A 22,843-nucleotide genomic window follows, 5' to 3' on the forward strand; every position below is an offset into this window, starting at 1 on the left:
GATCGGCAAGGACAAGATCCACCACTACATGGGCTGCTCGACCTTCGCCAACTACACGGTGCTGCCGGAGATCGCGGTTGCCAAGGTCAACCCGGACGCCCCCTTCGACAAGATCTGCTACATCGGCTGCGGCGTGACGACCGGCATCGGCGCCGTCATCAACACGGCACAGGTGGAAATGGGTGCGACTGCGATCGTCTTCGGTCTCGGCGGCATCGGCCTCAACGTCATTCAGGGCCTGCGCCTTGCCGGCGCCGACATGATCATCGGTGTCGACCTCAACAACGACAAGAAGGCCTGGGGCGAACGCTTCGGCATGACCCACTTCGTCAACCCGAAGGAGGTCGGCGACGACATCGTGCCTTACCTCGTCAACATGACCAAGCGCGGCGCCGACCAGATCGGCGGCGCCGACTACACCTTCGACTGCACCGGCAACACCAAGGTCATGCGCCAGGCGCTCGAGGCCTCGCATCGCGGCTGGGGCAAGTCGGTGGTCATCGGCGTTGCCGGCGCCGGCCAGGAGATCTCCACCCGGCCGTTCCAGCTCGTCACCGGCCGCAGCTGGATGGGCACCGCCTTTGGCGGCGCGCGCGGCCGCACCGACGTGCCGAAGATCGTCGACTGGTACATGGAAGGCAAGATCGAGATCGACCCGATGATCACCCATACGATGCCGCTCGAAGACATCAACAAGGGTTTCGAACTGATGCATTCGGGCGAGAGCATCCGCAGCGTGGTGTTATACTGAGCGCGGGTTGAGGACCGTTTCCAGACTGCAAATGCACTTTTTGCGCCGCAGCGTGATCTAGCCGGCGGCGCCAACAAGCAGCCGGGCATTGTGCGCCGGCCAGAAGGAGGAGAAGCCCATGCCAAGCATTGCGATCCATCCATCCCTCGACAGCGGGTTCAAGGCGACGGACGCTGCCTTTTCCGGCGGCACGCTGGTCTGCAACTGCGCGAGCAATCCCGTGAAAGTGCGCGTCAAGGGTGATATTGCCCACAACCATGCTTGCGGCTGCACAAAGTGCTGGAAACCCGAAGGTGCGGTGTTTTCGGTCGTTGCCGTCGCACCGACGGCCAACGTCGAGGTGCTGGAAAACGGCAACAAGCTTGCGGTCGTGGACCCGGCGGCGCTGATCCAGCGCCATGCGTGCAAGGATTGCGGCGTACACATGTACGGCCCGGTCGAGCGTGACCACGCGTTCAAGGGGCTTTCCTTCGTTCATCCTGAGCGCTTCCAGGAGGCAGGCTGGGCAAAACCGGGTTTTGCCGCCTTCGTATCGTCGATCATCGAGAGCGGCTATGACCCGGCCGGAATGGACAGCATGCGCGCGCGGCTGCGCGAACTGGGCCTCGAACCCTATGACTGTCTCAACCCAGTCCTGATGGACGTTCTCGCCACCTGGGCGGCCAAGAAGAGCGGCGCGCTTCCTGCCTAATAGTCAGACCGCTGACTGTCGGCTATGTCGATCGCTAGGCCAAGCCTAGCGATCGACGACGAGATCACTGAGCGGCTTCGAACAGCAAGGAAGGAAAAGCCCAGCATCGATCTCTCGTTGCCTTATTCCGCCATTGTGGTTCATCTCGACCGAACCCGATACGAGCTTGGACTTGCACGTGCCGCAGACGCCGTTCGAACACGATGAGGCGAGTTTTACGCCCGCTTTCTTTGCGCAGGAGAGCACGGTCTGCTCGCCCCCGATTTCGATCTTGCGGCCCTGTTTGGAGAACTCGACCTGGAACGTTCGGGTCGCCGGCTGATCGACGATAGGAATATCCGGGGTGTCGATCACGGCCGCATCGAAGCTCTCCTCGATGTAGTTGGATTGCGGAACGCCGAGTTCGGCAGCGATCGTGCGCGCGGCCGCCATGAACGGCGCAGGGCCGCAGCACATGACAATGCGTTCGGCGATATCGGGAACAGCAAGCTGCAAGTAAGCAGCCGATATGCGTCCCGTCAGGCCATGCCAGTTGGTTTCGCCGGTAACGACTTCCGGCAGAAACTGCAAGCGCAGGCCCTTCATCCGGTTGGCGAGTGACGCGAGTTCGTCGCGGAAGATGAGGTCCTTCGGGGTTCGCGCCGCGTGCATGAAGACGACGTCGACAGGCTCGCATGTATCGGCCAATTCGCGAACCATCGCCATGATCGGTGTGATCCCCGACCCTCCCGACAGAAAAAGGTACTTCCGACCGTTCGGGCGAATGAACTGGCCGAGAGGACCGTTCGCCTTGACCTTGGCGTTGACCGTGAGCCGATCGTGAAGCCAGTTCGAGATCTTGCCGTCGGCGACGCGCTTGACGGTCACCGAGAACGCATTGCTGCGCTTCGGCGAGGACGAGATGCTGTAGCAGCGGCTTTCCGGCTCGCCCTCGATATCGAGGTCGAACAGGAAATACTGACCGGCTTCGAAGGCAAAACGTTTGCCTTCGGTGGACGCAAAGGTAAAGGTCTTCACGTCGTGTGTTTCCTGATGGACATCGATGCAGACCAGGTCCTCGTCCGCGTCGCGGCTCCAGATATCGCTCGGCTCGAGACGCCCGGCGGGAGAAAAGTTGCTCTTAGTATCCATGGGCGCGCATCCGGTCGATGTACCACGACGCGAATTTGTCGAGGTTTGTTTCGGAGAAGGGCGAGTAGGGACCCGGCACGTAAGCGGGATCTTCGACGCCGGCATGGGAGCGGGCGACCAGTTCGGCGTCCTGCTCGGTTGTGGCGATCCAGACGTTGGTGAGCTTTTCGAGATCGTAGTCGACCCCCTCGACGGCATCCTTGTGCACAAGCCATTTCGTCCGCACGAGCGTCTTGTCGGCCGAGAGCGGGATGACGATCGAAACGACGGCGTGGTCGCCCATGAAGTGGTTCCAGCTGTTGTGACCCCAGAGATGCATGTCGCCGAGATCCTTGCGCGACATCGTGCCGAGCAGCTTTGCCGAGGCAGCGGTCGCGTCGGGCGTCTGGGATTCGCCCGCCCCCGAAATGATCAGCCGTTGCGTCCGAAAGTTGGTGGTGCAGTCCACCAGTTGCTCGACCGCCGCGGAGGGGTAGCCATCTGCCTCCCACCGCCTGGTGCGCTCCTCATAGAGCGAAAAATGCTCCTCCGCCTGGGCGCGATCTTCCGGGCTCAAAGCGTCCGGATCGAAGCCGAAATCGAGGTCGACGAAGGAGACGCAGAGCTCGGGATGGTTGGCGGAACAGTGGTAGCATTCACGGTTGTTCTCGATCGTGAGCTTCCAGTTGCCTTGTTCGATGACATCGGATTCATACGCGACCTTGGCGTTGGCAATATCGTAGGGAGCAAGCCGTTCTGCCATGACCCCGACGAGACGCTCAATATCTTCGGGCGGATCGTTCGAAAGGCAGACATAAACAAGGCCGCCAACCGACTTGAAGATCACGGGCTTGAGGCTGCGGCATTCCTTGTCGAAGCTCTTGCCCATATGGGGCGCATAGCTCAGTTCACCGGAAAGCTCATAGGTCCAGGTGTGGTAGGGACAGACAAGCTTCGAAACGATCGTCTTGCCTGGATCGAGCAGTCGGGCGCCTCGGTGGCGGCAGACATTGTGCATGACGCGGATCCCGCCGTCATCGTCGCGCAGGAGGATGAGGCTGGTCTTGCCAATATCGACGACGGTTGCATCGCCCGGCTCCGGTACATCGCATTCAAGCCCAATGCAGATCCAGTGCCGGCGGAAAAAGACCTCCAGATCCGCCTCGAAGACATCCTCTCGCGTGTAGAGACCGGCGGGAAGCGAATGGCCCTCCGCTCTTGCATCAAGCAGCGATGATATGGGAGAAGCAAATGTCTGCAGCATAATTCCACCTTATGTTCCGATCGGAAGCTCGACGGGCTCCACAAAGAGGATCGCTCAGGCGCGGCAGTCGCTCAACGGCACAAATATGCGCGTTTCACATTACCAAATGTAATGGATCCAAGATGGTCAACCTGAGGAAGAAACTACCGCCGCTCACCGCGCTGACGGCCTTTGAGGCAGCGGCTCGATTGTCGAGCTTCACACGGGCCGCGATGGAACTCGGCGTGACGCAGGCGGCTATAAGCAGACAGATCCATTTGCTCGAAGAGGACTTTGGGTTCCCCTTGTTTCGGCGGCTTCATCGCAAGATCGAACTGACTGATAAAGGCCGGCTGCTTTCCGCAGCGGCCGGCGACGCGTTCAATCTTATTGCCGACACCGTTGCGGATCTTCGGTCGGAGGGAGCAGATGACGAGCTGGCAATTGCAGCGACCATCTCCTTTTCACATTTCTGGCTGCTGCCAAGGATCGCTGCCTTTTCTCGAGCCTATCCCGAAATCAAGCTTCGCATCATCACACAAGATGCCCGAACGAGCATCGAGGCTAGCGATGTGGACCTGGCGATCCGCTACGGGACCGGCACCTGGCCGGACGGCCAGGCGGAGTTCTTGTTCGAGGACGAGGTTTTCCCGATTTGCAGTGCAGATTATCTGGCCACCGTGGATCCGATCCGCACGCCGGGAGACCTCATCAATCATCCGCTGATTACGAGCGATATTGATGACCCGACATGGACGGGCTGGGATGAATGGCTTGCAGCATTTTCCGTAAAGGCGCCGAAACGCGCCCGCGGCCTGCGATGCAGCTTCTATACGGAAGCCATTTATGCGGCGATGAACGGGCAAGGCATTGCGCTCGGTTGGAACCGCCTTGTCTCCGACCTTATTCGGCAAACTCGTTTGGTCCGCCTTACCGAAGCCTCCATTCGCACCAGGGCGGCATATTTTGTCGTGGTGCCGGCGAGAAGGCCGAAAAAGGAAAGCGGACGGCTGTTCATCGAGTGGCTGCGCGAGGTCTCTGCAATTGCTGAATGAGAAATCGTACGTAACTTGCGGTCGCGGGGGGCCAATTTAGCGCCTTCCGCCACTCTTCTTTTTTAGACACTGAGCGACGGCCGTCTGCTGATCGCTAAATGCTCCTCGACGGCGGGCCGAGGCCGCTCCGGAATAAAACATGCGCCTTCTTCTTTTGGTGCGAACCGCTGCGCTTGCCGAGCACATAAGACCTTTGCCGGCTGCCATCGGACTGAGGTCCTATGGCAGAACCTCTCGCGTTGACTAAGTTCGTCGAAGGGATTCGATCTGTTGATGATCGGTGGCACCTGCATGGTGCCGAGCCCGTTTGGCCCGTTAGGGGTCGAATACCGATCACTTTGACGCTGTAGGTGGGAAATTATGAAGAAAATAGGTGCAGTACTCTTGGCCGCCGGTACGGCGCTATCGGCGGTGTCGGCGCAGGCGGCGCCGATGTTCTCTGTTTCCGCTGGGCAGACGACTTCCCAGCCGGTCGATTTGATCCATCATAAGCCAGGTCATTACGGCGGACCGCCGCACAAGCGCGGCTACGACGTCTACCGTTACGGCGGCAACCGTTACAATGCGGCTCCACGCTACGGCTACTACAATGGCTATGAGGGTTACCGGTACCGCCGCGACGGGTACCGTCGTCACAGTGATGGATGGTGGTATCCCCTGGCCGCATTCGGGACAGGAGTGATCATCGGTGGCGCGATCGCCTCACCGCCTCGGCGGGTCTATTCCAACGCGCCGTCGTCGCATGTCGAATGGTGCTATGACCGCTATCGTTCATACCGTGCCTACGACAACTCCTTCCAACCCTATTATGGGCCGCGCCAGGAATGTGTGTCGCCGTACTACTGACCAGCGAGGCGCCCGGTTGCGAGAATGCGTCGGGTCGCTTCGATACTCTCCGACACCGTGGTGGTCGCTGCTTCAGCCGCGTTTCTTGAAGTGGCGGCCCAGAATTTGGGGGATCATGCCGCCTGCTAGGAGGGGCTCTACTTCTTGCCCCGTCTCCACGGCTGCTCGGGCCGTCAATTGCTGGCTTTCACCTTGCCGCTCGATTTCGGCCGCGGTGGCGGCGGCTTTATCCGCATCCGCATCGGCCCGGGTGTTTGGCATCCCGCGTGACCGTTAGAAATGGGCACGAAGCGCCCTCTTATGCGACGACAATCGGGACTTTGGTCGGCGACGCCTTGACCCGGTTGTAGAGATCGACAACGTCCTGGTTGATCATGCGTACGCAACCGGAAGATGCCTGTGTGCCGATGGTCCACCACTCCGGTGAGCCATGCACGCGATAGCCGGTGTCTTGGCCGTCTTTGAAGATATAGTGTGCCCGAGCTCCGAGCGGGTTGTCGAGGCCACCCGGCTGGCCGCCCGTCCATTTCACCAGCTCCGGCTTGCGCGCAATCATCTCTTTGGGCGGCGTCCAGGTCGGCCACACCTTCGTATACTGGATCTCTGCCCGCCCGCTCCACTCGAAGCCGGCCTTGCCGATGCCGACACCGTAGCGGACCGCTTCGCCACCTTCCTGCACCCAATATAGATGCCGCTCGCTAAGCCTCACCACGATCGTGCCCGGCGCCTCGCCGGTAGGGTCGCGAACGATCTGACGACGGAATTCCGGTTTGACTTTCTGGAATGGGATTGCCGGGATGACGAAGCCATTGTCGGTCAGCGAGGCATACATCGTGCTGTTGTCGGTGATGTTGCTGTCGACACTGATCGGTGGGATTGCCCCGGTCGACATATAGTCAACGCCCGCAGTCGACATCCGACTGGACGGCTCGAGCGATGGGAGTTCGAGGGACTGCGAGCAGCCGGAGGCACCAAGCAGGGTCATGACGCCGAGGTTCGAAAGCAGGGCACGGCGGGTGACGAGGTAGCCGGGTTCCGAATTGGTCGCGCCGGAAGTGAGCTTCTGATCTTGCGGGTTACGCATGCACTTTTACCCTAGACGAACGTCGGCATCATGCCTCCGGATCGGCGCAGTTTCACGATTCGTGGTTAAAAAGAAGTGAAAGCGTCCCCCGCCGCGCCGCTTGCGTTTCCTTCGGAAGCAAGTTAAATACTGAACTACATGGTTCAGTATTATAATGCCCCTCTCGATCTCTCGTTCGCGGCGCTGTCCGATGCGACCCGTCGCGGGATCATCGATCTACTTGGGCAAGGGGACGCGTCGATCACCAGTCTGGCGGACAAGTTCCAGATGACACTGACCGGCATGAAGAAGCACATCCAGGTTCTCGAACGGGCGGGGCTCGTCGTCACGCAGAAGGTCGGACGGGTGAGAACCTGCAAGCTTGGGAAACGTGGCCTTGAGGCGGAGGCCGAGTGGATCGAGGCGCATCGCAAACTTTTCGAGGCCCGCTTCGCAGCACTGGACGAGATCATCAGCGAACTGAAACGGGAGGTAAGCGATGAATGAGCAAGTCAACAAAGCCGCTGGCGCGCAGAACCGCACGTCAGTCGAGCGCAAAGGGGACCGCGAACTCGTCGTAACGCGGACCTTCAATGCGCCGCCGAGCATGGTTTACAGGGCGTGGAGCCAGCCCGAGCTGTTCCAGCGCTGGTGGGTGCCAAAATCGGCACCTGGCGTTTCGCTCGTATCGTGCCAGATGGACGTGCGTACGGGCGGCAGGTATCGGCTGGAATTCGGCGCCGCCGGTTCGGACACCATGGCCTTTTATGGCAAGTATCTTGAGGTGGTGCCGAACGAGCGCATAGTCTGGACCAACGATGAGGGCGAAGAGGGCGCAATCACGACCGTGACCTTTAAGGACGAGGGCGGCAGAACGTCGCTGACTTTCCACGAAGTCTATCCGTCCAAGGAAGCGCTTGAGGAAGCACTGCAGAGCGGGGCGGCCGCATTGCCCGAGCAGTTGGATCAGCTCGACGAATTGCTTTCCAGCACCGGCGAGTAGCACAGATCGGGAAACGCTCCCCGGTAGACGTCTGGTCCTTTGACGCGGACTTCACGGCCGTTGGGGGGGCTGGGCACAGGCGCATAGCTGGCGAGGGCGGCTAGAGTATCTCAGTCAACTCGAACAGCGGCAGCGCCAAGCAGACCGACAGAACGTGCCAAGGCTCGCCCTCGACCGTGGCTCCGTCACTCATTTCGCTCAGTGTTAGGTTCGGGGCGACGTCGGCGCATGCCTGCTCGAGCAGGGCGATTGCTTCTTGTGATGTCAGTCCGTCCGGATAGCGGACAGCGTATTTTCGGCGAGGATCTGCTTCGTTCAAGGTCATCTTTGCAAGGCTGTCCGCTGAGGTGATCGCGAAGGTATGCGAAGGATCAGACCTACATCGTGCGGACGGGGAGTGGTTTCGATAGCCCTTCGTTGGTAGCGGCCGCAGTCAAAAAGGATAGGGCAGTCTCGCCGCCGCATTTGAGCTTCCAAAGCGTGTCGTGAAGGAATGGGGTCCCCCACTGTGGCGCTGCCGATGACACAGCCTTCGATTTCTACCAGAAGCCCTGCTCAGCGGTGCGTAACCGTGAAGAAACCCGGATCAGGACGGGTTTGTCGAGCGTTGCTACAAGCCAGCGCGATTTCCAATCGAGGGCAATTTCACGTCTGGATCCTCGGGGGCTGACTGGAAACCTACCCAGCCCGCGAGTGGACGGTCGTTTCCGTTGCTTTTGCGCATGTTCCCCTCGTTCGGCACGCAATGTTGATCTCACACGTTGGCCGGTCGCTCGCCCTGCTGGAGCACGAAGTTGTCGCTCCGCTCGCATCATGGCTTGCGTCCCGATCTATGCGAAATCACAAGGCGTCCGGGTTCTTATCAGGTATATTCTAAAAACATGTCATACAGGTTTGACAGGTTGACTGATATCTGTCTAATCTAGCGCTAGACAAGTTGGTGTGGCCAAGCCGCGCCTTTCACATGCCGGAGGACCAATGATCATCACTGACGTCGAAGTGCGGGTTTTCCGCACGACCACGCGCCGCCATTCGGACAGCGCCGGTCACGCGCATCCAGGCCCGCCGCACCAGGTAGAGCAAGCTATGCTGACTGTTCGCACGGAGGACGGCCATGAGGGGCATTCCTTCACGGCGCCGGAAATCGTGCGGTCGCATGTCATCGACAAATTCGTCAAGAAAGTCCTGATTGGCCAGGACCACCGAGATCGCGAGCGGCTTTGGCAGGACCTTGCCCACTGGCAACGCGGATCGGCCGCGCAGTTGACGGATCGCACGCTCGCGGTGGTCGACTGCGCCCTTTGGGACCTCGCCGGGCGGAGTTTGAAGCAACCTGTATACAAGTTGGTGGGCGGCTATCGCGATAAGGTGTTGGCCTACGGTTCCATCATGTGCGGCGACGAACTGGAAGGGGGGCTCGCAACACCTGAAGACTATGGTCGCTTTGCCGAAGCTCTCGTCAAGCGCGGCTATAAGGGCATCAAGTTGCACACCTGGATGCCGCCTGTCAGCTGGGCGCCGGATGTGAAAATGGACATCAAGGCCTGTGCGGCCGTGCGCGAAGCCGTCGGACCGAATATCCGCCTGATGATCGACGCCTTTCATTGGTACTCGCGCACGGATGCGCTCGAGTTGGGGCGGGGACTGGAAAAGCTCGGCTTCGATTGGATCGAAGAGCCGATGGATGAGCAGTCGCTGTCTTCCTACAAGTGGCTGGCCGACAATCTCGATATCCCCGTCGTTGGTCCGGAAAGCGCTGGCGGCAAGCATTGGCACCGTGCCGAATGGATCAAGGCGGGCGCCTGCGACATCTTGCGGACCGGGGTGAATGACGTGGGCGGCATCACGCCGGCATTAAAAACGATGCATCTTGCCGAGGCCTTCGGGATGGAGTGCGAGGTACACGGCAATACGGCGATGAACTTGCATGTCGTCGCGGCGACGAAGAATTGCCGCTGGTACGAACGCGGGCTGCTTCACCCGTTCCTCGAATACGACGACGGGCACGACTACCTAAAGTCATTGTCCGATCCAATGGATCGCGAGGGCTATGTCCATGTCCCAGCTCGGCCGGGGCTCGGCGAGGATATCAACTTCGAGTTCATCGAGAACAACCGCGTGCGGTGAGAAGCGGGGTATCTTTCATGAAAACCATTCTCGCTTTTGGAGACAGCCTGACGTGGGGAGCGGATCCGCAGACCGGGCTACGCCATCCGCCTGAAGGCCGCTGGCCCGAGGTGCTCTCGCGTGAACTCAACGGTGCGGCAAAGGTCATTCCCGAAGGACTTGGTGGCCGCACAACCTGCTATGACGACCATGGTGGACCGGCGTGCCGCAATGGGGCCAAGGCGCTGCAAGTGGCGCTCGCAAGCCACATGCCGCTCGACCTCATCATCGTGATGCTCGGTACAAATGACATCAAGCCCGTGCATGGCGGGCGGGCGGAGGGAGCGGTCTCCGGCGTGCGCCGGTTGGCGCAAATCATCGACACTTTTCCCTACAAGCCAAGTGGTGCGAGGCCAAAAATGCTGATCGTCGCCCCTCCACCCTGTTGCGCCGGTCCGGGCGGGGTGCCAGCGGCGGGACGCAGCATTGCTGAATCAGAGCGGCTTTCTCCGCTCTACCGCAAGCTCGCAGATGAACTTGGACACGCCTTCTTTGATGCCGGCTCTGTCGCACACGCCTCGCGGGTCGATGGGGTCCATCTGGAAGCCGCTGCCACGGCGGCGATTGGCCGGGCGCTCGCAGCACCCGTTGCCGAAATTCTTGGCTGATCTGTCCTGGTGCCTGTGGAGGAACAGGTGGGGCAGAACTTGTAACCGGAAGGCCGAACTCCCGCATGGGCGGCCGCAATAGGAGGAAACATGAAACGCTTTCTAGCAACGGTCGCGTTCGGCGCGCTTCTCATCGCTTCAACGCCACACGGCGTGTTCGCCGAAACTCCGGAAGATCAACTCGTCGTCGCAACGACAATGAGCAACATCCTGACGCTCGATCCCGCTGCCATCACTGGCCGCGAGACCGTACAGGTCCTCAACAACATCTACGATACGCTGGTCATCCTTTCGCCGAAGGACCGCAGTGTCCAGCCACGCCTTGCCGAGCGCTGGGAGGTCTCCGCCGATCGCAATTCAATTCGTTTTCACCTGCGTAGCGATGCGAAATTTGCGTCGGGCAATCCCGTCACGGCTCAGGATGTTGCCTGGAGCCTGAAGCGCCTGCTTGCGCGTAATCTCGCGCAGTCTTCTTTCCTGAAAACAAGGGGCTTCACGCTCGAAGAAGCCGACAAAGCCTTCGTCGCCGAAGACGACCACACCTTCGTTATCAATCTTCCGAAACCCGACGACCCGAACCTGCTGCTGATGATCCTTGCGCAGAACGGACCTGGCTCCATCTTCGACAGCAAGACGGTTCTCGAAAACGAGAAGGACGGCGATCTTGGCGCCGCCTGGCTGACCCTGAACTCCGCCGGTTCCGGCCCATTCACGCTCACGCAGTGGAAATCGAACGAGTACATCATCCTCACGCGCAACGACGACTACTGGGGTGAAAAGGCCGCAATGAAGCGGGTGCTGATGCGCCATCTGCCGGAATCGCAGTCGCAGCGGCTGCTTCTGGAAAAAGGCGACATTGACGTTGCCTATTCCTTGCAGGCGCCGGACCTGAAGTCGCTCGAGGCCGATGAGGCGATCGCCATCGCATCGACACCAGGCTCGGGTTTTTACTACCTCAGCGTCTCGATGAAGGATGAGCGCTTCGCCAACAAGAAAGTGCGTGAAGCACTGCGCTACCTGATCGATTACGAGGGTCTCGACAAGGCTGTCATGCCCTACTACGGCAAGCTGCATCAGCGGCCCTTGTCGACAGGCGTCCTCGGCGCGCTGCCGGACGAAGGCTACAAACTGGATGTGGCCAAGGCAAAGGCGCTGCTTGCCGAGGCAGGCTACCCGGACGGCTTTAAGACGACGTTGCGTGTGCTGTCTGAAGATCCTTTCATGAAGGCTGCGACGGCCATCCAGAACACGCTTGCCCAGGCTGGCATCCAGGCGGAGCTCATCAGCGGTTCGGGCGACCAGATCTACGGCGCGATGCGTGAACGGAACTTTGAACTGCTTCTCGGCCGCGGCGGCGGTGGCCAGCAGCCGCACCCCGACAACAATTTACGCTCTATCGCCTACAATCCCGACAATTCGGACGATGCCAAGCTCACCAACTATCAGAGCTGGCGCACCAGCTTCTATGACGAGAAGCTGAACAAGATGATCGAAGAGGCCCTGGTTGAGCGCGACCAGGCCAAGCAGGCCAAGCTCTACGAGGGCGTGCAGCAGTACATGGACGAGGTCGTCATGTCGATCCAACCCTTCTCGGAAGTGGTCGACACGGCCGCGTACCGCAGCGATGTGAAAGGGATGATCGTCAGCCCCTGGCTCTCGCGCTTCGAAGGTGTCACCAAGGAGCGGTGACCGGCTCCAGGAATTTAATGAAATGAAGGAAAGAAGGCGCATTTGACCATGCGCCTTCTTTTTGCATTGAAAAGTGCCGTGGGCCGGGCGCCAACGCGTTGCCGAACGACATCGGCAACGTCCCCGTGGCTGCCATCGCTCGGTTCTCTCGCTTGAAGGCGAAGTATTCCTCATCTTTGCCGGTTTGCGTGGTTACCCACTCATCGCGCTCGCCTCGCGAAGACCTTCATCACCGGTACGTCTGGGGAGGGGCAGCGATTGGCAAGCGTGCCGCGGCCAGGTTCATGAGCCCGAGCTGCACGCGCCGAAAGGGTCGCAGGCGTGCTCCCGGGATCATTGGCAAGCTCAGACACCGATAGTCCTCAACCGGGGCCATCAGGAAAGGAAAAGCCCGGCACAGGACCGGGCGAGTTGGGGAGGAGGAGTCTTCTTTTGGGAGGAGATGCGGCTTGCTCAGTGCGAGCCTTCGTACTCCAGCGAGGCGCCGATCAGCTCACGCGCGTAGGCGTGGGTTGCCTGGTTGCCGGGGATCGCCTCGCGCGGCAGCACTTCGGTGATTTCTCCGCGCAACATGACAGCGAAACGGTCGCACATATGGTCCACGACGGCCAGATCGTGCGTCACCATGATGTAGGTGAAGCCGCGCTCCTCACGCAGACGCTGAAGCAGGTTCAGGATTTCCGCCTGCACCGAAACATCGAGCGCCGACGTCGGCTCGTCGAGGAGCAGCAGGGAAGGTTCGAGGATCAGCGCCCGCGCGATCGCAACACGCTGGCGCTGGCCGCCCGAGAGCTGGTGGGGGAAGCGATCGAGAAAGGAGACCGGCAGCCCCACATCCGTGATTGCCTTGCGTATGCGCTCCTCCCGGTCGCCGAGCTTGTGGATGACGAGAGGCTCGTTCAGCACCGTGCGAACCGATTGGCGTGGATGCAGCGAACCGTAGGGATCCTGGAAGACCATCTGCAGCGTGCGGCAACGCTCAATCAGCGGCATGTCACGCACCGACCTGCCGCCGATCAGTACGTCGCCGGTCCAGATGTCGGTCAGCATAGAGATGCAACGCAGGACCGTGGACTTGCCTGATCCGCTTTCGCCGACGAGGCCGAAGCATTCGCCCGGCGCCACGGAGAAGGTGACGGTTGGCAACACCTTGACCGCGGTGGGACCGCTACCGAAGGTGATAGAGACATCGCGAACTTCGATAGAGACGGACATCAGGCTTTCTCCTCCAGCCATTCGGGACGGCGATCGAGCACGCGGAGCGGTGCGCGTGGGCCGCCGATCCGCGGCTGAGCTGCCAGCAGGCCACGCGTGTAGGGATGTTGGGCCTTGTCGAGATCGCGGGCGGCCAGCGTTTCAACGATACGGCCGGCATACATGATGAGTACGCGATCGCAGAAATTGCGTACAAGGTTCAAATCGTGACTGATCATGATGAGCCCGATGCCGCGATCCCGCACCAGCACATCGAGAATGTTCAACACCTGAAGTCGCACCGTGACGTCGAGTGCGGAGGTCGGTTCGTCGGCGATGACGAGCTCGGGATCGGCAAGCAGCATCATGGCAATCATCACGCGCTGCCCCATGCCGCCGGATATCTCGTGCGGATACTGCTCATAAACGCGCTCCGGGTCGCGGATCTTGACTGCCGACAGCATGGCGAGCGCCTTTTCACGCGCCTCCGCCTTGGTGCAATTGAAATGCCGCAGATAGGTTTCCGCCACCTGGTCACCGACCCGGCGAATAGGGTTCAAAGAAAATTTCGGATCCTGAAGGATCATGGACATGCGCCGGCCGCGAACCTTGAGCAGTTCCTTTTCCGAAAGGGCTGTCAGATCAAGCTCGGCAAAGCGCAGCGTGTCGGCGGTAATCGTGGCGCCCGGCAGAAGTCGCAGCAAGGCCCGTCCGACCGTCGATTTGCCGGAACCGGACTCGCCAACAATGCCAAGGCGTTCGCGGCCGAGGGTGAAGGACACGCCGCGCACGGCATCGGTCGCTGCGCCGCCATAGCGGATGCGGAGGTTTTCGACCTGAAGAATGTCTTGGCTCATCGGTCTACCTCCGGTTCATCTGCTTCGGATCGAGCGCATCGCGCAGCCCGTCGCCGAGAAGGTTGAAAGCGAGACTGACCGAAAGAATGGCGACACCCGGGAAGGTGACGAGCCACCAGCTGTCCAGCATGTACTTGCGGCCTGTCGCAATCATCGCGCCCCATTCCGGCAGCGGAGGTTGGGCGCCGAGCCCCAGAAAACCGAGACCGGCAGCCGTCAGGATAACGGTCGCCATGTTCAGTGTCAGGCGAATGAGCACCGAGGGCAGGCACATGGGCATGATCGACTTGACGATGATGCGTGTGGCCGATGCGCCCTGGAGCCTGGCTGCCGAGATGTAGTCCGCCTTGCGAAAGGTCATTGCCTCTGCGCGCGCGAGGCGTGCGATCGGTGGCCAAGAGGTCAGCGCAATCGCGATAATGGCGTTGTTCAGGCTTGGACCCAGCGCTGCAACGAAGGCGAGCGAAAGAATGAGGCTCGGGAAGGAGAGAAAGATGTCCGTGATCCGCATCATCACGGTATCGACCTTCCCGCCGAGATAGCCGGCAGTCGTGCCGATGACGAGCCCGATTGGGCCAACGACAATCGAGACGAGGAAGATAATCGTAAGCGTGATACGCGAGCCCCAGACCAGGCGGCTGAAGATGTCACGACCAAGCTCGTCGGTGCCGAACAGATGTCCATTTCCAGGCGCCTGCAGCGTGTTTGCGAGGTTCTGGGCATAGGGGTCATGGGTGGCAATCAGCGGCGCGAAGGTTGCGACAAGGACGAGCAGCACCAGGACCGCAAGACCGAAGGTCGAGGTTGGGCTCTTCAACAGGAAGCGCACGATGTTCTTGAGTGCGTAAAGCGGAGCCGGCAAGCGGAACGCAGTTTCAGCTTGGGTGGTCATCAGCGTGTCCTCGGGTCGAAGATGCGATAGAGAACGTCGGACAGAAGATTGAGGGCGATAAAGATGATCCCGACGATCAGGACGCAGGTCATGACGGCGTTCATGTCGCCGGTAATGAGGTTATTGGTGAGATATTGGCCAAAGCCCGGCCACGCGAAGACCGTCTCGATCAGCACGGCGCCTTCGAGCAGCGAGCCATAGGCAAGCGCAATGATGGTGACCAGTTGCACCCGAATGTTGATGAAGGCGTGCTGCCAGATCGTCTGGCTGCGAGAAAGGCCTTTGACGCGCGCCGTCGTGACATATTCCTGACCGAGCTGATCCAGCATGAAGCTGCGGGTCATGCGCGTGATATAGGCGGAAGAGGAGTAGCCAAGCAGCGACGCCGGCAGGATGATGTGGTTGACGGCCGACCAAAACACATCCATTTCGCCGGCGATCAGGCTATCGATCAGCAGGAATCCGGTCCGCTCCTCGACAAGGCCAATATAGAACTGGTCCATGCGTCCGCTGCCGCCGACGAGGCCGAGATAAGCATAAAAGACGATAAGTGCGATCATGCCGGTCCAGAAGATCGGCATGGAGTGCCCGAACAGGCTGAAGACGCGCACGACATGGTCGGGCCAGCGGTCCTTGTTGACGGCAGCAAGCACTCCGAGCGGAACGCCGAGGCCGGCTCCGATGAGGATTGCGAAGGTCGCAAGCTCGATCGTTGCCGGCATCACGTGCAGGATATCCTGAATGACCGGCTGGCCCGTGCGGATGGAGGTTCCGAAGTTGCCGGTGAAAACGTCTCCAAGATAGTAGGCGAATTGTTCCCAAAGAGGTCGATCAAGCCCGAGCGAACGATAGACCTGTTCGTAGGTCTCGCGGGTTGCGTCCTCCCCGACGATCGCGCGGACCGGATCGGCAGGCATAAGGCGGCCGATGAAGAACGTCAGGAGCAGAAGGCCGAGCAACGTGACCGCAATGGTCCCGACCTGCCCGGCCACGCCGTGGAAGCGTAGGCGACGAATTGACATGGTTCCTCCATTTGTCAGTCGCCTGCGGTGAGGCGTTACAGGCTCCAATCCTGTATGACAACTTTCACTGAACCTGTCACAGGTTATGTCGAGTGTCAAGCAGAGCTGACGGAGAGGAAGTCATCTCTACGGGGCGTGAAGCAGTCGATGAGCTCTCCTGCCTCCAGGCATTCGCAGCCATGTTCCGTGTTTCCGGGGATTACGAGGCTGTCGCCAGCCTTCAATTCATAGGTCTGGCCATTGCGAAAGAAGCGGAATTTGCCGCGCGCCACATAGGTCGATTGCACGTGCGGGTGGCGGTGGAGCTTGCCTTTTGCACCGTTTTCGAAGCGAAAGGAGACGACCATGAGCTCAGGCGAATCTGAAAGCACCTGGCGGGTGACGCCGGTATCGGTCGAAATCGTGGGGAAAGTAGGAAGAGACATGCGGACCTCATAGATGATGTATGACAACATCACCATACATGTCCTTTTGCCTGTATGACAACTCTGCGCGTCTATTAAATTGCGTCGGGGCTCATGGTGCGGGAACGCAAGAGCGCGTTGTACCGATCAAGGCTTCCCCGCAAGTGGGCGCGCATGCGCTCGCGCGCCGCTTCAGCATTGCCTTCGATGATTGCCTCAACGATCTGGCCATGCTCTTCCTGAAGATGGAGGTTGTAGTCCTTCGGGCGCGACCCCGGCGCAGATCCCTGCAACTCGCCGCGCGGAATGATGCCAGTACGGATCAGTTGGAGAAACTCCGGAAAACGCCGGTTTTGCGTGGCTTCCGCAATCGCCAGGTGAAGCTCGAAATCTGCATCGCGCGTAGGATTGCCAGTTGCCAGGCACTCGCCAACACGATGATGGGCCTCAAGGATGGTTTCGATCTGGGCGGGTGAACGGCGCGCGGCCGCCAGCCCTGCCGATTCCACCTCGAAAACCGTCCGAAGTTCAAGAAGCTCTATGACCGACGAAATCCGCTCGGTCTTCAAATCCTTGAAAGGCTGCTCCTTTTCCGGCTTTGTCTCAAGGGCAAATATGCCGGCGCCCTTGCGCGCTTCGACCAGCCCGTCGGCGCGAAGGATGGCAATCGCTTCCCTTACGACTGTACGGCTGACGGAATACTCGCGCGTCAGAGCGCTTTCGCTCGGAAGCCGGTCGCCGGGGCGAAACACGCCTTCCGCCAGATCGCGACGCAGCGCGGCGCTGATTTTTGCCGCAAGCGACGTGCCACGCTCCATAGTGTTTACGGCTTCCATTTTCGTCCCAACATGCTCAAACCTGTCTGGCATGTTAGTCGTAATCTGTTCGAATGCAAGTGCGGCTCTCTCAACCAGTGCTAGCGCAAGGTTCGCAGCATGGAGCGATATCGTGTCTGGCTGTTCTTCAGGTGATCGCGCATGGCTGCGCGAGCCTGTTCCTCATCCCCGCTTTGGACCGCGTCGAGTATCGCCTCGTGTTCATCGAGAAGCCGGCGCATCTCGACGGAGGGAAGGGCGGCTTCCTCTCCCTCGCGGGCGACCGCACGGCGCGGGATGACAGCCGGCCCGAGCACATGGAGAAACTCGGCAAACCTTGGATTGTTCGTCGCTTCGGCAATAGCGAGATGAAAAGCAAAATCGGTTTCGGCGGTCGGCTCACCACTTTCGGCGCGGATGCGAAATGCTTCGAACGCTTCGATAATTTTGCCTTCCTGTCCCGGGGAGCGGCGAAGTGCGGCCAACCCGGCCGCATCGCCTTCGACTGCCGTTCTGATTTCCAGCATCTCGATCAATGATGAGACGCGGGCGAGATCGACGTTGTGAAACGAATTTCTTGCGGCCGGGGCAGGCTCCAGCACGAAAACGCCGACGCCATGTCGTGCCTCGACCAATCCGTCGGAACGCAGTGCTGCAATCGCTTCTCTTACGACAGTGCGGCTGACGTTAAATTCCTTGGTCAGTTGCGCCTCTGATGGCAGGCGGTCGCCGGGCCGGTAGCGGCCCTCGGCGATATGGGAGCGCAGAACGTCGGTAACCTTTGCCACCAGGGTCCTGGGCTGCGGGGCGTTCGTATCGGAAGCAGTCGCTATCGTCATGTGGTTGCCCGGTTCCAGGATGTGGCGGCACCTGCCGCTTCATCTCTGGATACGCCAAAGATGGCGGACGAGGCAATCGCTCCTCAATCCGATAGCAAATCAGCAGGCAAAAGCCCGTCAGGTACATTCTGATAGGATACGGGCCTCAGAAACCTGCGGATCGCCATAGTTCCGACCGAGGTCGCGCCGAAATTCGTAGAGGCCGGATAGGGCCCGCCATGAACCATGGCGTCGCAGACTTCCACGCCCGTGGGAAATCCGTTCACGAGAAGACGGCCGGCCTTGCGCTCCAGGATCGGCATAAGTTGGCGTGCAAGATCGGTGTCTCCGTCGTTGAGATGAAGAGTTGCAGTCAGCTGGCCATCGAAACTCTGGGCGACGACGACCAGTTCTTCAATGCTTTCGGCCGTGACGATGAGGCCGAGCGGGCCGAAGACTTCTTCTGAAAGCGTATGGTTGGCGAGCCAGTCCCGTGCAGAGACGAGGAAGAGATTGGGTGTGACGTTGCGCCGATCGCAGCTGGATGTGAAGACGTCGCGAACGCCGCGGCCTGAGGCAATGCGATTGCGCCCATCGCGATACGCTTTGGCAATTCCATCCGTCAACATCACTTGTGCGCCGATCTGCGAAAGCGCCGCACGCACGCTTTCCGCAAACGCTGGCGCCTCGCCTGCTGCGATCACGGCAATGCCTGGATTGGTGCAGAATTGTCCGGCGCCCATCGTCAACGAGCTTGCCCAACCCTTGGCGATTTCCTCGCAGCGGACCTTGCCGGCTTCGGGCAGGATGAACATCGGGTTGACCGAACCCAGTTCGCCGAAGAAGGGGATTGGTTCCGGGCGCTTCGCACATAGGTCGAAAAGCGCGCGGCCACCCGCAAGCGAGCCGGTAAAGCCGACGGCCTTGATGAGGGGATGTGTAACGAGGCCAGTGCCGACGTCCCGGCGACCGCCCTGGATGAGTGAGAATACGCCGGGGTGAAGCCCTTGCTTCCTGATCGCTGCGTGGGCAGCCTCGGCAACCACTTCGCTCGTCCCAGGATGGGCTGAATGGCCCTTCACGATGACCGGGCACCCGGCGGCAAGAGCCGACGCGGTATCGCCGCCCATTGTCGAGAAAGCCAGCGGAAAATTGGAGGCACCGAACACCGCAACCGGACCGACAGGTCGCTGAAGCAGTCGGATATCGGGGCGCGGCAGGGGCTTTCTGTCCGGCAGCGCTTCATCGTGGCGTCTGTCGAGATAGTCGCCCTTTCCGAGATGGGCTGCAAAAAGTCGGAGCTGGCCGGTGGTGCGTCCACGTTCTCCTTCTAGCCGGGCGGGCGGCAGACCGGTTTCTGCACTGCCGATCTCGGTAATGGCCGCCCCGCGGCTTTCTATCTCATCGGCAATGGTTTCTAGAAAGGCCGCGCGCTCTTTCCGGCTTGAATGGCCATAGGACCAGAAGGCATCCTCGGCCGATTTCGCGGCCCTGTCGACCAGATCCGGCGTGCCGACGGAAAAGTCAAACGCGGCACCATGGGCCGGTTCGCTGCTGAATGTCTGCTCGGTCGCGATCCACAAGCCCGCAACCAGGTGTTTGCCGTGAGGGGTGAAGGTCATTGTCACTCCTTGAAGATAGGATTGTCGGTAAAGGCACCGCCTTGAAAGCGCGCCATTGATTTGTCGGGGGTTGGTTTCGCGGCGTTCGTTTGGATTTTCTCGCGCCAGGCCTCGGCGTTGTCTTTCGCCCTCCAGCCGAGCCAAGCCAGATGCGAATTGTCCCACCAGCAGCTGTCGTTTGCTGAAACGCCCCAAATGACCGGGCAACCAAGCACTGGGGAGCGGAAAGCGGCTTCGATCAGCGATGCGAAATCGCCATGAGAAAACCAGGTCGACAGCATCCGATGGTCCATCGGCTCAGTTGTACAGGAGCCGATGCGCACCAGTGCTGTCTCCTGTCCGAACTTGTCGAAGTACAGGCGGGCGAGCGATTCACCGAAGCATTTGGACACACCATAGAGCCCGTCGGGGCGAAACGGTGCATCGGGCCCAAGTCGATCAGTCTGCGGATAGTAGCCGATCGTGTGGTTTGAACTTGCAAAGATGATGCGGGGCAAGCCATGGGCGCGGGCGGCCTCGTAGAGATTGTAGAGGCCGACGATGTTGCCGGTGACAACCTCGTCGAACGGGCGTTCGACGGAGATCCCGCCCAGATGCACGATACCGTCGCAGCCCGCCACCATCGCGTCGACGGCCCATGGTTCGGCGAGATCGCAGTGCATCCATTCCTCGTTGGGGCCGGTGACATCAGCCGGTGCGATGTCGCCAAGACGGATTGTTTCGGCAAGCAACGCCAGTCGCGGTCGCAAGGCGCGGCCAAGCGCGCCAGCCGCGCCCGTGATCAGGAGGCGTTTCATTCGGGTCTTGACCTTGAACACGTTATCATACAATACGGACTTACATGTATTATCTCTTGTTCGCAATACCTCAAAGGAGGACCGAATGCTGACCGTCGAAACAAGGCAGGCCGTTAATCCGGACTATGCGCGAGCGCTCGATACAGAAGGCCTGCGTAAGCATTTCCTGGCGCAGGATATGTTCCGGCCCGGTGAGATCCGGCTGGTCTACACGCACTACGATCGCTTCGTTATGGGAGGTGCCGTTCCTAACGGTGCTGCGCTGACGCTCGATCGGGTCGATGAAACGAAGACGCCGTCCTTCCTTGACCGGCGCGAAATGGGTGTCGTGAACATCGGTGAGGCCGGTACGGTGACAGCCGGTGATGAGATATACGCGCTCAACCGCGGCGATGTGCTCTATCTCGGGGCCGGTTCTGGTGCGGTGACGTTTGCCGGACGCGGACGTTTCTACATCGTCTCCTGCCCGGCGCACCGCAGCCTGCCGGCGCGGCTTGTGACACTCGGTGAAAGCAAGGAGGTCAAGCTTGGCGCGATGGAAACCTCCAACAAGCGGACCATCAATCAGTTCATCCACCCGCTCGTGATGGAAAGCTGCCAGCTCGTGCTCGGCTACACAACGCTCGAAGACGGCTCCGTTTGGAACACGATCCCCTCCCACGTGCATGATCGCCGCATGGAGGCCTATCTCTATTTCGGTATGGACGAAAAATCTCGCGTGCTCCATCTGATGGGTGAGCCACAGCAGACGAGGCATCTGTTTATCGCCAACGAGGAAGGCGCGATCTCGCCGCCATGGTCGATCCACTCGGGCGCGGGCATCGGCTCTTATACCTTCATCTGGGCGATGGCCGGCGACAACGTCGATTACACGGATATGGATTTCATTCAACCGGCGGATCTGCGATGAAAAATCTCTTTTCTCTTGAAGGACATAAGGCTCTCGTCACAGGGGCGAATACTGGTCTTGGCCAAGCGATCGCAGTTGGCCTGGCTCAGGCGGGCGCTGAGGTTGTCTGCGCCGCGCGCAGGGCGCCCGACGAGACCCTTGCGCTCATCGACAAGGCCGGGGGAAGGGCGACTGCACTGGCGCTTGATTTCGCCAATCCGATGGCGGCAACCGGAGTATTTGCCGGTGCGGAATTCGACATTCTCGTCAACAACGCCGGAATCATCCGTCGCGCTGACGCGGTTGATTTTTCCGAAGCTGATTGGGATGCAGTCATGGATGTGAACCTCAAGGCACTGTTCTTCACGACCCAGGCTTTTGCCAAGGAGCTGCTTGCGAAGGGCATGTCCGGCAAGGTGGTCAACATCGCGTCGCTGCTTTCCTTCCAGGGCGGAATTCGCGTACCGTCCTACACCGCCGCCAAGCATGGCGTTGTGGGCGTCACGAAGCTTCTCGCCAACGAATGGGCGTCAAAAGGCATCAACGTCAATGCGGTTGCGCCCGGCTATATCGAGACCAACAACACCGAGGCTCTAAGGGCAGATCCTGAACGTAGCAAGGCAATACTCGAGCGGATTCCGGCGGGCCGCTGGGGGCGCTCCGAAGACATTGCGGGTGCGACCGTGTTTCTGTCTTCGGCGGCTGCGAACTATATCCATGGTGCGGTGTTGAATGTCGATGGCGGTTGGCTGGCGCGCTAAAATAACTTGTATGATGTGTTGTATGATGACTATTGACATTGGTGTGATATCCCGATTATCTGGGGCTATCAACCATAGAGGAAATCAACGTTATGAACCCTGAGCAGATCAAGGCCGCGCTTGGATCGGGCCTGCTTTCGTTCCCGGTGACGCATTTCGATGCGGAGGGTCGGTTTGCGCCGGACAGCTATCGGGCGCATGTCGAGTGGCTGGCCGGCTACAAGGCCCCGGTTCTGTTTGCGGCCGGTGGCACCGGCGAGTTCTTTTCGCTGAAGCCGGACGAGATCCCCGGCATCGTCAGGGCGGCCAAGGACGTTTCCGGCGACACGGCGATCGTATCGGGCTGCGGCTATGGCACGGAGATGGCGGTCGACATCGCCCGTTCGGTCGAGCGCGTCGGTGCCGACGGCATCCTGCTTCTGCCGCACTATCTGATCGATGCGCCGCAGGAAGGGCTTTATGCCCATGTGAAGACGATCTGCCAGTCGGTCGGCATCGGCGTCATGGTCTATAACCGCGACAACGCGGTGCTGCAGGCCGATACGCT

Annotated in this window: 26 protein-coding genes; 12 read left to right on the forward strand and 14 right to left on the reverse strand. The window is 60.2% G+C overall.

The features are described 5' to 3' along the window. Together BLU15_RS37540 and gfa are read left to right on the forward strand one after the other, a co-directional pair. Window positions 1-751 (forward strand): zinc-binding dehydrogenase (locus BLU15_RS37540; protein ID WP_143034354.1); only part of this gene is annotated, 751 nt, incomplete at its 5' end. Window positions 752-869: 118 nt separating this feature from the next. Continuing rightward, window positions 870-1,442 (forward strand): S-(hydroxymethyl)glutathione synthase, encoded by a 573-nt coding sequence (gene gfa, locus BLU15_RS37545; RefSeq protein WP_060609992.1) that lies wholly within the window; start codon window positions 870-872, stop codon window positions 1,440-1,442. 45 nt (window positions 1,443-1,487) lie between these two features. On the opposite strand, the gene BLU15_RS37550 is transcribed toward gfa, so the two are convergent. Together BLU15_RS37550 and BLU15_RS37555 are read right to left on the reverse strand one after the other, a co-directional pair. After that, window positions 1,488-2,573, reverse strand: a complete 1,086-nt coding sequence (locus BLU15_RS37550) for an FAD-binding oxidoreductase (protein ID WP_060644506.1) — start codon at window positions 2,571-2,573, stop codon at window positions 1,488-1,490. Beyond that, window positions 2,563-3,816, reverse strand: a complete 1,254-nt coding sequence (locus BLU15_RS37555; protein ID WP_090302362.1) for an aromatic ring-hydroxylating oxygenase subunit alpha — start codon at window positions 3,814-3,816, stop codon at window positions 2,563-2,565. Before BLU15_RS37555 ends, BLU15_RS37550 begins: the two co-directional genes overlap by 11 nt. A 122-nt stretch (window positions 3,817-3,938) precedes the next feature. On the opposite strand from BLU15_RS37555, the gene BLU15_RS37560 reads away from it, so the two are divergent. Both BLU15_RS37560 and BLU15_RS37565 read left to right on the forward strand, forming a co-directional pair. Continuing rightward, window positions 3,939-4,850: a LysR substrate-binding domain-containing protein gene (locus tag BLU15_RS37560; RefSeq protein ID WP_060516812.1), complete on the forward strand. Its 912-nt coding sequence runs from the start codon at window positions 3,939-3,941 to the stop codon at window positions 4,848-4,850. Window positions 4,851-5,210: 360 nt separating this feature from the next. Next, on the forward strand, window positions 5,211-5,696 hold the full coding sequence (locus BLU15_RS37565; protein WP_060585980.1) for a BA14K family protein: 486 nt from the start codon (window positions 5,211-5,213) through the stop codon (window positions 5,694-5,696). A gap of 72 nt (window positions 5,697-5,768) precedes the next feature. Here BLU15_RS37565 and BLU15_RS37570 read toward each other — a convergent pair whose 3' ends face one another. Both BLU15_RS37570 and BLU15_RS37575 read right to left on the reverse strand, forming a co-directional pair. After that, on the reverse strand, window positions 5,769-5,957 hold the full coding sequence (locus tag BLU15_RS37570; protein WP_060516808.1) for a hypothetical protein: 189 nt from the start codon (window positions 5,955-5,957) through the stop codon (window positions 5,769-5,771). A 37-nt stretch (window positions 5,958-5,994) separates the two neighbouring features. Next, complete coding sequence (locus BLU15_RS37575) at window positions 5,995-6,780, reverse strand: L,D-transpeptidase (protein WP_090302364.1); 786 nt, start codon at window positions 6,778-6,780, stop codon at window positions 5,995-5,997. A 138-nt stretch (window positions 6,781-6,918) separates the two neighbouring features. Here BLU15_RS37575 and BLU15_RS37580 point away from each other — a divergent pair, with 138 nt between their 5' ends. Both BLU15_RS37580 and BLU15_RS37585 read left to right on the forward strand, forming a co-directional pair. Further along, window positions 6,919-7,266 (forward strand): ArsR/SmtB family transcription factor, encoded by a 348-nt coding sequence (locus BLU15_RS37580; RefSeq protein WP_034801901.1) that lies wholly within the window; start codon window positions 6,919-6,921, stop codon window positions 7,264-7,266. After that, window positions 7,259-7,762, forward strand: coding sequence for an SRPBCC family protein (locus BLU15_RS37585; RefSeq protein ID WP_089046265.1), 504 nt, complete (start codon window positions 7,259-7,261; stop codon window positions 7,760-7,762). Before BLU15_RS37580 ends, BLU15_RS37585 begins: the two co-directional genes overlap by 8 nt. A 100-nt stretch (window positions 7,763-7,862) precedes the next feature. Here BLU15_RS37585 and BLU15_RS37590 read toward each other — a convergent pair whose 3' ends face one another. Then, entirely contained in the window at window positions 7,863-8,087 is a 225-nt protein-coding gene (locus BLU15_RS37590) for a hypothetical protein (protein ID WP_034801898.1), read from the reverse strand. 653 nt (window positions 8,088-8,740) lie between these two features. Here BLU15_RS37590 and BLU15_RS37595 point away from each other — a divergent pair. From BLU15_RS37595 to BLU15_RS37605, 3 genes are all read left to right on the forward strand, one after another. Beyond that, window positions 8,741-9,889 carry a mandelate racemase family protein gene (locus BLU15_RS37595; RefSeq protein WP_060516797.1) on the forward strand — a complete coding sequence of 383 codons (1,149 nt, stop codon included), beginning with the start codon at window positions 8,741-8,743 and terminating at the stop codon, window positions 9,887-9,889. 17 nt (window positions 9,890-9,906) lie between these two features. Beyond that, complete coding sequence (locus BLU15_RS37600; RefSeq protein WP_034801894.1) at window positions 9,907-10,536, forward strand: SGNH/GDSL hydrolase family protein; 630 nt, start codon at window positions 9,907-9,909, stop codon at window positions 10,534-10,536. A 90-nt stretch (window positions 10,537-10,626) separates the two neighbouring features. Then, window positions 10,627-12,225: an ABC transporter substrate-binding protein gene (locus BLU15_RS37605; protein ID WP_060610049.1), complete on the forward strand. Its 1,599-nt coding sequence runs from the start codon at window positions 10,627-10,629 to the stop codon at window positions 12,223-12,225. 453 nt (window positions 12,226-12,678) lie between these two features. On the opposite strand, the gene BLU15_RS37610 is transcribed toward BLU15_RS37605, so the two are convergent. The 9 genes from BLU15_RS37610 to BLU15_RS37650 all read right to left on the reverse strand — a co-directional run bounded on the left by BLU15_RS37610 (window position 12,679) and on the right by BLU15_RS37650 (window position 20,646). After that, window positions 12,679-13,440: an ABC transporter ATP-binding protein gene (locus BLU15_RS37610; RefSeq protein ID WP_034801890.1), complete on the reverse strand. Its 762-nt coding sequence runs from the start codon at window positions 13,438-13,440 to the stop codon at window positions 12,679-12,681. Beyond that, complete coding sequence (locus BLU15_RS37615; RefSeq protein WP_090302365.1) at window positions 13,440-14,276, reverse strand: ABC transporter ATP-binding protein; 837 nt, start codon at window positions 14,274-14,276, stop codon at window positions 13,440-13,442. Before BLU15_RS37615 ends, BLU15_RS37610 begins: the two co-directional genes overlap by 1 nt. Before the next feature lie 4 nt (window positions 14,277-14,280). Beyond that, window positions 14,281-15,168, reverse strand: coding sequence for an ABC transporter permease (locus BLU15_RS37620; protein WP_034801886.1), 888 nt, complete (start codon window positions 15,166-15,168; stop codon window positions 14,281-14,283). Continuing rightward, window positions 15,168-16,190, reverse strand: a complete 1,023-nt coding sequence (locus BLU15_RS37625) for an ABC transporter permease (protein WP_043619645.1) — start codon at window positions 16,188-16,190, stop codon at window positions 15,168-15,170. Before BLU15_RS37625 ends, BLU15_RS37620 begins: the two co-directional genes overlap by 1 nt. Window positions 16,191-16,285: 95 nt before the next feature. Then, window positions 16,286-16,615, reverse strand: a complete 330-nt coding sequence (locus BLU15_RS37630) for a cupin domain-containing protein (RefSeq protein WP_034801959.1) — start codon at window positions 16,613-16,615, stop codon at window positions 16,286-16,288. Between the two features lie 74 nt (window positions 16,616-16,689). Then, window positions 16,690-17,430 carry a FadR/GntR family transcriptional regulator gene (locus BLU15_RS37635; RefSeq protein WP_034801882.1) on the reverse strand — a complete coding sequence of 247 codons (741 nt, stop codon included), beginning with the start codon at window positions 17,428-17,430 and terminating at the stop codon, window positions 16,690-16,692. 80 nt (window positions 17,431-17,510) lie between these two features. Next, window positions 17,511-18,248 (reverse strand): FadR/GntR family transcriptional regulator, encoded by a 738-nt coding sequence (locus BLU15_RS37640; RefSeq protein WP_060516792.1) that lies wholly within the window; start codon window positions 18,246-18,248, stop codon window positions 17,511-17,513. Window positions 18,249-18,331: 83 nt separating this feature from the next. Continuing rightward, window positions 18,332-19,849: an aldehyde dehydrogenase (NADP(+)) gene (locus BLU15_RS37645; RefSeq protein ID WP_060610054.1), complete on the reverse strand. Its 1,518-nt coding sequence runs from the start codon at window positions 19,847-19,849 to the stop codon at window positions 18,332-18,334. Window positions 19,850-19,851: 2 nt separating this feature from the next. Then, complete coding sequence (locus BLU15_RS37650; RefSeq protein ID WP_090302369.1) at window positions 19,852-20,646, reverse strand: NAD-dependent epimerase/dehydratase family protein; 795 nt, start codon at window positions 20,644-20,646, stop codon at window positions 19,852-19,854. 85 nt (window positions 20,647-20,731) lie between these two features. On the opposite strand from BLU15_RS37650, the gene kduI reads away from it, so the two are divergent. From kduI to BLU15_RS37665, 3 genes are all read left to right on the forward strand, one after another. Further along, the gene (kduI, locus tag BLU15_RS37655; protein WP_090302367.1) at window positions 20,732-21,556 is read left to right on the forward strand and encodes a 5-dehydro-4-deoxy-D-glucuronate isomerase; all 825 of its coding nucleotides are present in this window, start codon (window positions 20,732-20,734) and stop codon (window positions 21,554-21,556) included. Then, window positions 21,553-22,296: a 2-dehydro-3-deoxy-D-gluconate 5-dehydrogenase KduD gene (gene kduD, locus BLU15_RS37660; RefSeq protein ID WP_060644514.1), complete on the forward strand. Its 744-nt coding sequence runs from the start codon at window positions 21,553-21,555 to the stop codon at window positions 22,294-22,296. Before kduI ends, kduD begins: the two co-directional genes overlap by 4 nt. A 92-nt stretch (window positions 22,297-22,388) precedes the next feature. After that, a partial coding sequence (locus BLU15_RS37665) for a dihydrodipicolinate synthase family protein (protein WP_176960462.1) occupies window positions 22,389-22,843 on the forward strand: 455 nt, incomplete at its 3' end.

The sequence above is a fragment of the Ensifer sp. YR511 genome (assembly GCF_900103045.1).
In the GTDB taxonomy this organism is placed as follows: domain Bacteria; phylum Pseudomonadota; class Alphaproteobacteria; order Rhizobiales; family Rhizobiaceae; genus Ensifer; species Ensifer adhaerens.